Source organism: Novosphingobium sp. CF614, from assembly GCF_900113255.1.
Lineage (GTDB): Bacteria > Pseudomonadota > Alphaproteobacteria > Sphingomonadales > Sphingomonadaceae > Novosphingobium.
The window spans coordinates 469,287-483,274 of sequence record NZ_FOOR01000001.1; the positions used below are offsets into that span (position 1 = coordinate 469,287).

Here is a 13,988-nt window from a genome sequence, read left to right on the forward strand (position 1 = left end):
TTGCGAGTTCCCGGTATGTTCTTATGATAAGCCATGGCCGAAACCGATTCTTTCCCGACCAGCCTTGCCGCGCCGGACGTTGCCCGCGGCATCGGCCGCCTGTTCGCGCGCAACGACATCTGGTGCCTGGCCGAGATGCCGCTGCGCTGCGGCCGGCGCGCGGACCTGATGGGGATCGACGCGAAAGGCCATGTCGTCATCGTCGAGATCAAGGTCAGCCGCGCGGACCTGCTCGGCGACGGCAAGTGGACCGACTACCTGGAATATTGCGACCGCTTCTACTGGGGCCTGCCCCCCGCGCTTGACCGCGCCCCGCTGGAAACCGAAGCCTTCCTGCCCGACAGGTGCGGCGTGATCGTCGCAGACGGTTACGATGCGGAGATCCTGCGCCCGGCGCCGCTGCGCCAGATCGCCGCCGCGCGCCGCAAGGTGGAGACCGAACGCCTCGCCCGCGCCTCGCTGCGGCGGCTGGTGACGCTGGGCGATCCGCAGACGCTGCAATGGAGCCGGGCGGAATGATTCAGCCGCTCAGCGCGAGCCGCCCCTGCGCGCCACCAGTGCCAGGACGGCGCGCCTGGCTTCGGACGAAAGCCCGGACCAGCCGGCGATTTCCTGTATCGTGCGGCGGCATCCCAGGCACCAGCCGGTCGTCCGGTCGATGCGGCACACTCCGGTGCAGGGAGACGGTGGCTCGTTCATCCGCGCCCCTCAGCAGACCCGCGTCCGCCAGGCAAGCCCGTCATCCCGTCCAGCATGCGCAATTTTCTTGCGTTCTGCTGCAATGCACATTAAAGGGCCCGGCAGCAACCGGCGCGCGGGATCAATTCCCGCCGCAATCCGAGAGCAGCGTGAGGTCTGGGTGCACAGCGCCTGGACCGGCCCGGACGAGCGGTTGCCATCGAAACCAAGCTTCCTTCTTCACGCAGGGTCGCCCGAAACGAACCCTTGCCGTGTTCGCGGGCCACATGAGCCCGCGCGCCCCGCACTTATTGAAAGTGACGTATGTCCTATTTTTCCGAACTTGGCCTGGCCGAGCCCATTTTGCGCGCACTCGAGGTCAAGGGCTATGCCGATCCCACACCGATCCAGCGCAAGGCAATCCCCGCCCTGCTCGAAGGCCGCGACCTGCTTGGCATCGCCCAGACCGGCACCGGCAAGACGGCCGCGTTCGCGCTGCCTTCGCTGCACCGCCTCGCAAATGATCCCAAGGCGCGCAACAATGCCGGCTGCCGCATGCTGGTGCTTTCGCCCACCCGCGAGCTGGCCGCGCAGATCGCCGACAACATGCGCGGCTATGCCAAGTTCCTGAACCTCTCGGTCCAGTGCGTGTTCGGCGGCGTGCCGGTCGGCAAGCAGGCCCGTGCGCTGGAGCGCGGCTGCGACGTGCTCGTCGCCACGCCGGGCCGCCTGCTCGACCTCATCGACAGCCGCGCGCTGACGCTGCGCCATGTCGAGATCTTCGTGCTCGACGAGGCTGACCAGATGATGGACCTGGGCTTCATCGTGCCGCTGAAGCGCGTTGCCGCGCTGCTGCCCAAGGCGCGCCAGAGCCTGTTCTTCTCGGCCACCATGCCGCAGGCCATCGCCGAGCTGGGCAGGCAGTTCATCAACAACCCGGTGCGTGTCGAGGTTGCCCCGCAATCGACCACCGCCGAACGCGTCGAGCAGTACGCGACTTTCGTCAACCAGGCCGAGAAGCAGGCGCTGCTGACCCTGCGCCTGCGCGAAGGCCTGGCCCCCGATGCCGCCGACCGGGCCGAGCACGGCGCGATCGACCGCGCGCTCGTGTTCACCCGCACCAAGCACGGCGCCGATCGCGTCGTGCGCCACTTGACCGCCGCCGGCATTCCCGCCGCGGCGATCCACGGCAACAAGAGCCAGGGCCAGCGCACCGCGGCGCTCGGCGGCTTCCGCCAGGGCACCGTGCGCGTGCTCGTCGCCACCGACATCGCCGCGCGCGGCATCGACGTCTCGGGCGTGTCCCACGTCTACAACTTCGAGATCCCCAACGTGCCGGAACAGTACGTCCACCGCATCGGCCGCACCGCGCGCGCTGGCGCGGGCGGCGTCGCGATCAGCTTCGTGGCGCCGGACGAGAAGCCCTACATCCGCGACATCGAGCGGCTGACCCGCGTCAAGCTCGATCTTCGGGGCCTGCCCGAGGATTTCATCAAGCTGGCCGCGCGCCTGCCCGCGCCTTCGAACAAGGCGCCCGCGCAGCCCCAGGGCGGCGGGAACAGGGATCGCAGGCAGGGCGGTGGCAAACCGAACGGCCAGCAGCCGCGCAGCGGCGGCAAGGAACAGCGCGGCGGCGATCGCCCGCGTCATGACGGCCAGCGCGGCGACAGGCGCGAAGCCGGCGAGGATCCAGGCCAGGGGGCCAAGCGCCACTTCCGCCCGCGCGGCCCCAAGGGCGCCGGCGCGCACAAGGGTGCGGTGCGCCGGACCGGCTAGTATCCGGGCCCAGGCGGAGTCATAAGGCTCCGCCATGCCAGCCAACCTCGGTCCCGGCGCGTGGGCGGCGGCCGCCTCCGCTCTCGCCATGACGGCGATCGTGGGCCTGCGCTATCTCGCGGCATCGGGCCTGTTCGCCTGGGTCACCGCACGCGTACGGCCCGGGCGCTACACCGGGCTCGGCCGGCAGATTCGGCGCGAGATCGGCTGGTCGCTGCTGTCCGCCGCGATCTACGGCGTGCCGGCCGGCATCGTCGCCTGGGGCTGGCGGGAGCACGGCTGGACCCGGATCTATGCCGATCCGCTGGCGCTGCCGCCGTGGTGGATGCCGCTTTCGCTGTTCGTCTACTTGTTCCTTCACGATACCTGGTTCTACTGGACCCACCGCTGGATGCACCGTCCGGAGCCGTTCCGCCTGGCGCACGCGGTCCATCATGCCAGCCGCCCGCCCACCGCATGGGCAGCGATGAGCTTCCATCCGCTGGAAGCGGTGACGGGCGCGGTGGCGATCCCGGCGCTGGTCTTGCTGGTGCCGGTCCATGCCGGCGTGCTGGCCCTGGTGCTGACGATCATGACGATCATGGGAACCGCGAATCACATGGGCTGGGAAATGTTTCCCCGCCGCATCGTCGAATCGCGCCTAGGCCACTGGCTCATCACCGCCAGCCATCACCACCGGCATCATGAATTCTACCGGTGCAACTACGGCCTCTATTTCCGCGTCTGGGACCATCTGTGCGGCACCGACCGGGGCCTGTCCCCGCCCTGATGCGCGGTACGCAGCGGAGAGGGCATCCCCATCCACCGGCGATCGACTGCAAACTCTTCTCCCGCCAGGGGCTTGCCGCAGGCGCGCGCGCGCCCTAGGCCGATGGCGTGGCGCGAGAAGAGAGCCTTGTCGAGGAAGTCGTTGGGGAAGTCGTCGAAGTGACGACGAAGGGCTTTGTCCCGCACTCGCATGGCAGCACCTTCTCCCCGTTCCGCTATCCGATTTTCCGCGCGATCTGGATCGCCAACCTGTTCTCCAACCTGGGTTCGACACTGCAGGGGGTAAGCGCGGCCTGGCTGATGACCGAACTGACGACCTCGCACCAGATGGTGGCGCTGGTACAGGCCTCGGCAACGATGCCGATCATGCTGTTCGGCATGTTCGCGGGCGCCATCGCCGACAATTACGACCGCCGCCGGGTCATGCTGGCGGCGCAAGTCGGCATGCTGCTGGTTTCGGCGCTGCTCGCCGCGCTTGCCTATGCCGGTTTGATAACACCGTTCCTGCTGCTTGCCTTCACCCTGACGGTGGGCACCGGCTCGGCGCTCAATTCGCCCGCCTGGCAGGCGTCGGTCCGCCAGCAGGTGGAGCGCAAGGAACTGCCGCAGGCGATCGCGCTCAATTCGATCTCGTTCAACATCGCCCGTTCGATCGGTCCGGCGCTGGGCGGGCTGCTGATTTCGATCTGGGACGTGTCGTTCGCTTTCGCGATCAACGCGGTCAGCTATATCGGGCTGATCGGCGTGCTGCTGTGGTGGCAACCCGAAGCGCGCCAGTACGAGCCCCGCCCCATCCTGCCGGCCGTTGCGATCGGCATCCGCTATTGCGCGAACAACGGCCCACTGCGCCGAATCCTCCTGCGCGGGCTCGCGCTCGGCTTCAGCCTCTCGGCTTACCAGGCCCTGCTGCCGACAGTGGTCAGCGGCCCCATCCGCGGCAACGAGCTGGACTTCGGGCTGATGCTGGGCCTGTTCGGCATCGGCTCGATCGTAACGGCGCCGTTCATCAGTACGATCCGCCGCAAGCTCGGGCTTGAAGGCATCCTCGCGCTGGGCGCGGGAATGTTCGTCTTCACGATGTCGCTGATCGCGGAGGCGCATCAGATCCTCCATGCCCTGCCGGCCGCCTTCGTCGCCGGCATGGCATGGGTGATGATCCTGACCACGCTCAACACCGCGGTGCAGATGCGCTCGCCGGACGAGATCCTCGGCCGCTGCCTGTCGATCTACCAGGCGGTGACGTTCGGCGGCATGGCGATCGGGTCCTGGGCCTGGGGCATGATCGCCGACTGGAAGAGCCTGCCTTTCGCGCTCCATGCCGGCTCCGTGCTGCTAGTCGCCTCCTTCGTCGTGCTGCGCCTGCTCGCCCCGCTGCCGCGCCCCGGCGAGGGCGTGCTTCGGCATCCATAGCCATCTTAGCCATTGCGAGGTTTCAGGGCCGCGCGCACCTCAAGGACTCTACCGGGCGCAACTTAAACTTTAATTCACCATGTTGCGCCAGAAGGGAGTCGATTGGGTTTAGTGGGGAAGCCACATGGATACTTTGCGCGGTCCGCTGTCCAGCCGGGATGAACCGGAAGCGACCTCTTTCGGCGAGGACGAGACAAGCGCGGGTTCACCACCGGCAGTGATCGGCAACGACGAACGGCGCATGCAGGTGCGCGCCTACAATTTCTGGGCCAGCCTGCTGGAAAACCGCACATTTCCCGACATCGAAGCCCTCCATCCCGACGAGTTGCACGACTTCGGCCCCTATAGCGTCCTGCTGGACTTCACGGACGGGATCGACAATCCGGCAATCGGCTACCTCGGGGCGCAACTGGCCGAGGAATGCGGCACGCACGGCGAGATCAACTGGCTGGACGACGTTCCCAGCCGCTCGCTGCTGTCGCGAATCACCGATCATTACATGCAGATCCTGGCCAACCAGGCGCCGATCGGATTCGAGGCCGAGTTCATCAACCAGCGCGGCGTGACCATCCTCTATCGCGGCATCCTGCTGCCGTTCTCACGCGACGACACCACGATCGACCACATCTACGGCGTCATCAACTGGAAGGAACTGGCCGACCAGTCGAGCACTGACGCGCTGATGAAGCAGGTCGACGAGGCGGTGGACACGCGCCGCGCGCCGTTCCCGGCGATGCTGCGCGAAACCGCACCGATGAACGAATGGGCCGATGGCCCGGCCGATCTCGATTTCGGCCAGTCCGCTTGCGATTATACCCCGGTCGACCTGCCGCTCGCCGAATTCGGGACGCATGACGACTACTTCGACGAGATCGCGGTTCCCCCGCGTTCCCGGGACATGTCGCTGGGCGACTGGCTGGCCGCCGCGCGCGAACAGGCCCTGAACGCCCGCAACAGCGAGGACCGGTCCCGCAAGGCGCTCTACGATGCGATCGGCCACGCTTACGATTTCGCGCTGGCCGCCGCCGAGGCGCCAGAGGATTTCGCCGAGCTTGTCGAGGACGCCGGTCTCAAGGTGCAGGAACGCGCGCCGCTGATCCCGCTGGTCAAGCTGGTCTTCGGGGCCGACTACGACAAGACCCGGCTTACCGAGTTCGCCACCGTCATTACCCACGGCCAGCGGCTCGGCATCGAGCGCGGCGCGCTCGCCATGCTGCTTGTCCGCACTCCAGGCGGGCTCAAGGGGCTGCTTCGCGAGGAGCGCCGCCTGCGCCGCGAGGAATCGAGCCGGACGGCCAGCCCGCGCACCGTTCGCCAGACACTGGTCGAAGGCCTGCGGCAGCTCGAGCCCCGGACACTCGATTCGGTTGGCAGGGGCAGCGAGTTCACCGTGTTGGTCGCGCGCCGCCTGGACGACGGCCAGTTGGTCCTGCTGGGCGAAGTGGCCGATGACGCGGCACTGCTGGATCGCGCCGCCCGGCACTTGCTCGACTGACCCCGCTCGCGCGGCGCCCCCTTGCAACGGGGCACGCTATGACTAGGCTGATGGCGCACCGGCACTTCAGCGCCGGTTAAGGCCGCACGGTCCCAAGAGGCACGATGCCGAAGTTGCGAATTCCCGCCGCCATCCTGGCGTTCCTGGCATTGCTCGGCTGGTCGACCGCTCCGGCGGCGGCGCAGTCGATCCTGCGTGACGCCGAGACCGAGGCCTTGCTGCACGACATGGCGACGCCGCTTATCAAGGCGGCCGGGCTCGATCCCGCCAATGTCGACATCGTCCTGGTCAACGACGGTTCGGTCAACGCCTTCGTCGCGGGCGGTCAGGCGGTCTATGTCAACTCCGGCCTGATCGACGAGGCTGACACCGCCGCCGAAGTCCAGGGCGTGATCGCGCACGAGCTTGGCCACGTCACCGGGGGCCATGCCGTGCTCAACCAGGGTGCCGGTCCCGCCACCAGCATATCGCTGCTCTCGCTGCTGCTCGGCGCGGCGGCGGCGGCGGCAGGCGGGGGCGAAGCGGCGATGGGCGTAATCATGGCCGGGCAGCAGGCCGCCATGGGCAAATACCTCGCCTATACCCGCTCGCAGGAAGCCTCGGCCGACGCCGCCGGCGCGCAGTACCTTTCCACCGCCCGGATCAGCGGGCGCGGTTCGGTGGAATTCTTCAAGAAATTGCAGAACCTGGAATACCGTTACGGCTACCGCCCCAAGGACGGCGACGAGTTCTATTCCACCCACCCGCTGACCGGCGATCGCATCGCCACGCTGGAAGACACTTACGCGAAGGACCCGGCGTGGAACAAACCGGACGATCCCGTGCTGCAACAGCGCTTCGTGCGAATGAAGGCCAAGCTCTATGGCTACCTCGCCGAGCCGCGCAACGTCTATCGCCGCTATCCCGAAACCGACAATTCGGTTCCCGCCCGTTATGCCCGCGCCTATGCCTACAACCGCGAATCGAAACTGGACCAGGCGCGCGCCGAAACCCAGGCGCTGGTCGCCAGCGATCCCGGCGATCCCTACTTCCTCGAACTCGAAGGCCAGATCCTGCTCGAATCGGGGCAGCCGGCCGACGCGATCGAGCCGCTCCGCCGGGCGACCCAGCTCACTGCCAACCAGCCGCTGATCGCCACGCTTTTCGGCCATGCGCTGATGGCCACCGAGGATCCGGCAAACTTCAAGGAAGCCGAACGCGTGCTGCGCGCGGCCGTGGTACGCGACCGCGAGAATCCGTTCGCCTGGTATCAGCTCGGCACGATCTATGCCGCCAATGGCGACATGCCGCGCGCGCGCCTCGCCAGCGCGGAGCAGCAAGTGCTCTCCGGCAACATGACCGAAGCGCTGATGAGCGCGCAGGCCGCCGAAGCGGGGTTGCCCACCGGCTCACCCGACTGGCTGCGCGCGCAGGACATCGAGATGCAGGCGCGCGCCGAACTGGAGCGCGAGAAGAAGCGTCGCTAGATTTTGCTTTGTTCTTCATGATTTCCGAGTCGCCAGGCAATTCCATCCTGCTGGAAGTTGCTCTGACGCCAAGTCTCTCGGAGCGAGACTCGTCTTCGCCCGCGAGGCGGCGAAACCGCCGAAGCAATCCAGAGCGGCGCCATCGATCCTGGATTGGCGCGCCGCCTTCGGCGGCTCGCAATTGACGAAGGGAAGGGGGAACAAAAGCTCCGTTCAATCGGATTTGGAAAGTGCCAACGGTCAAAAATTCGACCTTTCTTCGTCATTCCGCGCAGGATCTGTCTCCCGGCCTTGCGTCGGGCCGATGGTTCGGAAGATGGTTTCCCGCCGACGCGGAAATGACGAGTCATTTGTTCGATCCGCCCATATAAGGCGGACGAGACACGAATTGCAGGAAAACACATGGGTAGTGGCACGAAGTTCGCAGTGATCGCCGGGTGCCTCGCGCTGGTGGGTGCGGGCGGATGGTATGGTGGGCGCAAGGCGGTCGAGCAGGTGGTGCATGACTATATCCTCAAGCACCCCGAAATCCTGCCCCAGGCGATGGACGAACTGCAGCGCCGTCAGTCGGCGCAGCAGCTTGCCGGCGTGCGCTCGACGGTCGAAACGCCCTTTCCCGGCGCCGTGCTCGGCAATCCAAACGGCAAGGTCACCTTGGTCGAATTCACCGACTTCGCCTGCGGTTACTGCCGCCAGAGCCTGCCCGACGTGCGCGGCCTGATCGCCGCCAACCCGGACCTGCGCATCGTCATCCGCGAACTGCCGATCATCAGCCCGCACAGCCCGGCGGCGGCCCGGATGGCGCTCGCCGCCGCCGAGCAGGGCAAGTACGCCGCGTTCCACGACGCCATGTTCGCCGCCGGGCAGCTCGACCAGCAGACCATCGAGGCGGTCGGGCACACCATCGGGCTCGACATGGATCGCGCGCGCAGGACCGCCGCCAGCCCGACTGTGACGGCCGAAATCAACCGCAACCTCGATCTTGCCAACCGGCTCGGCTTTTCCGGCACCCCCAGCTGGATCGCGGGCGACCGGCTGATCGCCGGGGCCGTGGGCATCGGCCAGCTCTCGGAAGCGGTCCAGGCCGCACGCGGAGGTTGACAACTCGGCACGATGATCCTCGCGGCATTTCAGCTCCGACGTGATTTCGGCTAGACCAGTGCCCATGCGCGTCCTGCCGATCCAACCGATCCCGTTCTTCGCCAACAAGGACAAGGCCTTCTGGCGGCTCCAGTTCGCCGGCTGGGCCGGCGCGATGCTGCTGCGCGCGATGTCGCAGGTGGCCAACAACCTGCCGATCGCCGCGCTCGTACTGGTGCTGATCGCGACGATCACCGGCTTTTCGATCTCGCTGGTCCTCTCGGTGATCTACCGCGCGCTGATCGCACGGCGCGCGCTCGTCACCTGGAGCCTGACGGTGCTGATCCTGCCTTTCGCCGTGGGGCTGCACGCCTTCATAGACGCCTGGGTCTATTCCCTGTGGCGGACCGACGGCGACGCGAGCTTCACCCAGCTGTTCCTGGGCGTGTTCTACCTCGACGCGACGCTGCTGGGCGCTTGGACCGCGCTTTACTACATGGTCAATTTCTACCTCCGGGTGGAAGAGCAGAACGACCAGCTGATAGCGCTGGAAGCCCAGGCGACGCAGGCGCAGTTGGCGATGCTGCGCTATCAGCTCAATCCCCACTTCCTGTTCAACACGCTGAACTCGATCTCCACGCTGGTGCTGCTCAAGCAGACCGAGCCGGCGAACGCGATGCTCAGCCGCCTGTCCTCGTTCCTGCGCTACACGCTGGTCAACCAGCCCTCGGCGCGGGTCACGGTGGCGCAGGAGGTGGAAACGCTGAAACTCTACCTCGACATCGAGCGCATGCGTTTCGAGGAACGGCTGCGCACCACTTTCCAGATCGATCCCGCCACCGAAACCTGCCTGCTGCCCTCGCTGCTGCTGCAGCCGCTGGTCGAAAACGCGATCAAGTACGCGGTGACGCCGCAGGAATCGGGCGCGGAGATCACCATCGCCGTGCAACTCGTCGGTCCCATGCTTCGCATCACCGTCTCGGACACCGGACCAGGCTTGCAAAGTCCCACCACCGATAACAGGTTATCGGGCATGACCTACGATGGAGGGGAACCGGTATCCACCGGTGTCGGCCTGTCTAACATCCGCGATCGCCTGGCCCGGGCCTATGGAGAGCAGCACCGGTTCGAAACGGTCGAGCCGGCCGAAGGCGGGTTCGCCGTGTTGATAGAGATCCCCGTCGACCGCCGCGACACCAGCGAGGCCAGTCCCGAATCGCAGGGCCCCGAAACGACGCGCCAGCCGGTGCTGACCGCGCGCTGAAACCATTTTGGGCCGCGCGCGTTTGCCGGTCCGGAGAACACGACAGATGACCATCCGCACGATCCTTGTCGACGACGAGAAACTGGCGATTCAGGGCCTGCAACTAAGGCTTCAGAAATACCCCGATGTCGAGATCATCGACACCTGCTCGAACGGGCGCGAGGCGATCCGCAAGATCAAGACCGAAAAGCCCGATCTCGTCTTCCTCGACATCCAGATGCCGGGTTTCGACGGTTTTTCCGTCGTCAAGGGCGTGATGGAGATCGAGCCGCCGCTGTTCGTCTTCGTCACCGCCTACCAGGAACATGCCGTGCGCGCCTTCGAGGCCAATGCGGTGAACTACCTGATGAAGCCGGTGGAGGAAAACAAGCTGGACGATACCCTCGCGCGGGTGCGCCTGCGCATCGCCGAGAAACGCTCGGCCGAGGAAGCGGAAAAGCTCAAGACGGTGCTCGCCGAAGTCGCGCCCGACGCCATGGAGGCCATGCCCGAGGAAACCGATCCCAGCGCCGATCGCTACGAAAAGCTCATCAACATCAAGGATCGGGGCCAGATCTTCCGCATCGATGTCGACAGTATCGAGCATATCGAGGCCGCTGGCGACTATATGTGTATCCGCACCGCCGACAACTCGCTGATCCTGCGCGAAACGATGAAGGACCTTGAACGCCGGCTCGACCCGCGCGTGTTCCAGCGCGTCCACCGTTCGACCATCGTCAACCTCAACCAGGTGCGCCAGGTCAAGCCGCACACCAACGGCGAATGCTTCCTGGTGCTGGACTCCGGTGCGCAGGTTAAGGTCTCGCGCTCGTACCGGGACGTCATCGCGCGGTTCGTGCACTGATCCCACGGGGGTCCCGAGGGGGGCCCATGGGGGTCCCGCAAGGGTCAGGACGGGGTCCCAACCACCTCCGGCAGCTTGCCCGAGAGCGCATCGGCAAGCCGCGCGCTGTCGAGCTTGCCTTCCCAGCGGGAGACCACCACCGCGGCGACCGCGTTGCCGATGAAGTTGGTGAGGGCGCGGCATTCGCTCATGAAACGGTCGACGCCGAGGATCAGCGTCATCCCCGCCACCGGCACCGAAGGCACGATCGAAAGCGTCGCCGCCAGCGTGATGAAACCCGCGCCGGTCACCCCCGCAGCGCCCTTGGACGAAAGCATGGCGACCCCCAGCAGCAGCAACTGCTCGCCCAGCGAAAGATGCACGTCGCAGGCCTGGGCGATGAACAGCGCCGCCAGCGTCATGTAGATGTTGGTGCCGTCGAGGTTGAAGGAATAGCCGGTGGGGATCACCAGGCCGGCCACGGAACGTGGACAGCCGGCGCGCTCCATCTTCTCGATCAGCAGCGGCAGCGCGCTTTCCGAGGAGGACGTGCCCAGCACCAGCAGCAGTTCCGCCTTGAGATAGGCAATCAACCGGAAGATGGAGAATCCCGCCCACCGCGAGACCGCGCCAAGCACCACCACCACGAACAGGATGGCGGTAAAGTAGAAAGTGCCCACCAGCAGCGCCAGGTTCGCCAGCGATCCGACGCCGTACTTGCCGATGGTATAGGCCATGGCGCCGAACGCCCCCAGCGGCGCGACCCGCATCACGATGGCGACCACGCGGAACACCACCAGCGACAAGTCCTCCAGCGCCGTGACGATGCGATCGCCGCGCGGACCGACCAGCGGCAGGGCGATGCCGAAGAGGATCGCCACCAGCAGCGTCTGCAGGATATTGCCATCGGTGAGGGCGGAAAGCAGGCTTTCGGGAATCACGCCCAGCAGGAAGCCGATCAGCGTGCTCTCGTGCGCCTTGACCGCGTAGTCGGCGACTTTCGAGGCATCGAGCGAAGCGGGATCGATGTTGAGCCCCGCGCCCGGCCGCACCACGTTGGCGACGATCAGTCCAACGAACAGCGCCAGCGTCGAGAAGGTGAGGAAATAGGCGAAAGCCTTGGCGGCGACGCGCCCGACCGCCCCCAGATCGCGCATGCCGGCAATGCCGGTGACGATCGAGAGGAAGATGACCGGGGCAATAATCATTTTGACAAGATGGATGAACCCGTCGCCCAGCGGCTTGAAGGCCTCGCCCGTCGCCGGGAAGAAGTATCCGAGGAGCGCGCCCAGGACGATGGCGATCAGCACTTGCGCATAGGTATGCGCGTACCAGGGCCGGGCGCGTTCCATGCGGGGATCTTCGGCGGCGTGTAGCAATTCCGGGTGCATCGCGCGAAGGCTAGCGTGCCGCCGCCATCGCGGCAATCGTCTTGGGAAAGCCGCCACGGACTGGATCCTCGCAGACCTTATACCGAGTCTCTTGAAGCGAGACTCATCTCCCCGCTCGTCGCCCGCGAGGCGGCGAAGGGAAGCGAACAGAAGTTCCGATCAGTGGACTTGGTATTGCTCGACAATTTCCTCCGAACGCGCGAAGGACGCTGGCCATGAACGACTTTTCGATCCCCGGCTTCGATCTCGACGCGTTCGTGGCCGCCACCCTCGCCGAGGACCTTGGCCTCGGCCTGCCCGGTGGAGGCCATGACGTCACCTCGGAGAGCGTGATCGATGCGGATGCGCGGTTTGGCGGCACGATGGATTCGCGTGACGCCATCACCGTCGCGGGCCTGCCGATCGCCGCGGCGTTCTTCCGCAAGCTCGATCCGGCCATGGAAATCGAGATTCTCGCCAGCGAAGGCGAGCGGGTCGCGCCGGGCACGGACCTCATGCGGCTGACCGGCAATGCCCGCGCCATGCTGACCGCGGAACGCTCGGCGCTCAATACCGTGCAGCACCTTTCCGGCATCGCGACGATGACGCGGGAGTACGTCGACGCCATGAGCGGCGCGAACGGAAAGCCGGGAGCCGTCCTGCTGGATACCCGCAAGACCATCCCGGGCCTGCGCCACCTGGAAAAGTACGCAACCCGCATGGGCGGGGCGCAGAACCACCGCATGGGCCTGTGGGATGCGGCGATGATTAAGGACAACCACGTGGCCGTCGCCGGCGGCGTCGATCCGGCGGTGGCGCGCGCCAGGGCCGCGGGCGTGGCGCGGATCATCTGCGAAGTGGACCACCTCGAACAGATCGAACCCGCCATCCAGGCCGGCGCGCATCACCTGCTGCTCGACAACATGGGTCCGGACATGCTGCGCGAGGCCGTGACCCTGGTCGCCGGCCGCGTCCCCACCGAGGCTTCGGGCGGCGTCAACCTCTCGACCATCGCCGCGATTGCCGCCACCGGCGTCACTTACGTCTCGGTCGGCCGGCTGACCCAGAGCGCGCCGGCGGCCGACATCGGGCTGGATTTCACGCCGCTTTGAAAGCTTTGGCGGCCCTGGTCGCGCTGCTTCCCGCGCCGGCATTGGCGCAGGCCTATCAGTGCGCCCTGCCTCGCCACCTCGTTCCGGTCGGCCCGGTGGCGCCCGACGGGCCGGTTCGCAAGCTGCCGGTTGCCGGCTATACGCTCGCCGCGAGCTGGTCTCCCGACTACTGCAAGACGAGCGGCGACACGCGCTCGATGCAGTGCTCGCGCCGCTATGGACGCTTCGGCTTCATTCTCCATGGCCTCTGGCCCGAGTCGAGACGCGGGCCTTCGCCGCAGTGGTGCGCCGCCGCGCCGGTTCCGCCGGCGAACCTGCTGCTGCGGCATTTGTGCATGACCCCTTCGCCCGGCCTGCTCGCGCACGAATGGGCCAAGCACGGCAGCTGCATGACGAGCCGGCCGGAAACCTATTTCAAGGTCAGCGCGATCCTGTGGAACGCGATCCGCTGGCCCGACGCCGACCGTCTTTCGCGCGAGCAGGACCTGACCGTGGGCGACTTGCGCGAGGAGTTCGTCGCGGCCAACAGCGGCTGGCGGCGCGACGCGGTGGGCATCGAACTCAGCCGCACCGGCTGGCTGCGCGAAGTGCGGCTATGCTACGCCAAGAACTTCCGCCCGACACGCTGCGCACCGTGGCAATTCGGACCTGCCGATACGGCGCCACTGAAGATCTGGCGCGGGATATGATGATGAGGGATCACGCAGAGACGCGGAGGCGCAGAGATGTTGCTTTGCGCCGCAGGC

At 66.5% G+C, this 13,988-nt stretch carries 13 protein-coding genes; 11 read left to right on the plus strand and 2 right to left on the minus strand.

Annotation, left to right across the window (positions count from 1 at the left end; all coding sequences use genetic code 11):
• The first annotated feature begins 33 nt into the window (after positions 1-33).
• On the plus strand, positions 34-519 hold the full coding sequence (locus tag BM052_RS02200; protein ID WP_091142659.1) for an MmcB family DNA repair protein: 486 nt from the start codon (positions 34-36) through the stop codon (positions 517-519).
• A gap of 9 nt (positions 520-528) precedes the next feature.
• Here BM052_RS02200 and BM052_RS02205 read toward each other — a convergent pair whose 3' ends face one another.
• Positions 529-699, minus strand: a complete 171-nt coding sequence (locus BM052_RS02205; protein WP_091142661.1) for a DUF1289 domain-containing protein — start codon at positions 697-699, stop codon at positions 529-531.
• Positions 700-1,002: 303 nt separating this feature from the next.
• Here BM052_RS02205 and BM052_RS02210 point away from each other — a divergent pair, with 303 nt between their 5' ends.
• The 8 genes from BM052_RS02210 to BM052_RS02245 all read left to right on the plus strand — a co-directional run bounded on the left by BM052_RS02210 (position 1,003) and on the right by BM052_RS02245 (position 10,781).
• Positions 1,003-2,454, plus strand: coding sequence for a DEAD/DEAH box helicase (locus tag BM052_RS02210; protein WP_091142663.1), 1,452 nt, complete (start codon positions 1,003-1,005; stop codon positions 2,452-2,454).
• A gap of 34 nt (positions 2,455-2,488) precedes the next feature.
• Positions 2,489-3,223: a sterol desaturase family protein gene (locus BM052_RS02215; RefSeq protein WP_091142665.1), complete on the plus strand. Its 735-nt coding sequence runs from the start codon at positions 2,489-2,491 to the stop codon at positions 3,221-3,223.
• A 107-nt stretch (positions 3,224-3,330) separates the two neighbouring features.
• Positions 3,331-4,632, plus strand: coding sequence for an MFS transporter (locus BM052_RS02220; RefSeq protein WP_091142667.1), 1,302 nt, complete (start codon positions 3,331-3,333; stop codon positions 4,630-4,632).
• 124 nt (positions 4,633-4,756) lie between these two features.
• On the plus strand, positions 4,757-6,127 hold the full coding sequence (locus tag BM052_RS02225) for a PAS domain-containing protein (RefSeq protein ID WP_091142669.1): 1,371 nt from the start codon (positions 4,757-4,759) through the stop codon (positions 6,125-6,127).
• Between the two features lie 104 nt (positions 6,128-6,231).
• Entirely contained in the window at positions 6,232-7,593 is a 1,362-nt protein-coding gene (locus BM052_RS02230) for a M48 family metalloprotease (protein ID WP_091142671.1), read from the plus strand.
• A gap of 402 nt (positions 7,594-7,995) precedes the next feature.
• Positions 7,996-8,694 carry a DsbA family protein gene (locus BM052_RS02235; protein ID WP_091142673.1) on the plus strand — a complete coding sequence of 233 codons (699 nt, stop codon included), beginning with the start codon at positions 7,996-7,998 and terminating at the stop codon, positions 8,692-8,694.
• A gap of 64 nt (positions 8,695-8,758) precedes the next feature.
• A complete protein-coding gene (locus BM052_RS02240; protein WP_091142675.1) occupies positions 8,759-9,937 on the plus strand; it encodes a sensor histidine kinase in 1,179 nt (392 codons plus the stop codon).
• Between the two features lie 46 nt (positions 9,938-9,983).
• Positions 9,984-10,781, plus strand: a complete 798-nt coding sequence (locus tag BM052_RS02245; protein ID WP_091142677.1) for a LytR/AlgR family response regulator transcription factor — start codon at positions 9,984-9,986, stop codon at positions 10,779-10,781.
• A 44-nt stretch (positions 10,782-10,825) separates the two neighbouring features.
• On the opposite strand, the gene BM052_RS02250 is transcribed toward BM052_RS02245, so the two are convergent.
• The gene (locus BM052_RS02250; protein WP_177198289.1) at positions 10,826-12,112 is read right to left on the minus strand and encodes a dicarboxylate/amino acid:cation symporter; all 1,287 of its coding nucleotides are present in this window, start codon (positions 12,110-12,112) and stop codon (positions 10,826-10,828) included.
• Positions 12,113-12,366: 254 nt separating this feature from the next.
• On the opposite strand from BM052_RS02250, the gene nadC reads away from it, so the two are divergent.
• Together nadC and BM052_RS02260 are read left to right on the plus strand one after the other, a co-directional pair.
• Entirely contained in the window at positions 12,367-13,242 is an 876-nt protein-coding gene (gene nadC, locus BM052_RS02255) for a carboxylating nicotinate-nucleotide diphosphorylase (protein WP_091142681.1), read from the plus strand.
• Positions 13,239-13,931 (plus strand): ribonuclease T2 family protein, encoded by a 693-nt coding sequence (locus tag BM052_RS02260; protein WP_255405893.1) that lies wholly within the window; start codon positions 13,239-13,241, stop codon positions 13,929-13,931. Before nadC ends, BM052_RS02260 begins: the two co-directional genes overlap by 4 nt.
• The last annotated feature ends 57 nt before the right edge of the window (positions 13,932-13,988 follow it).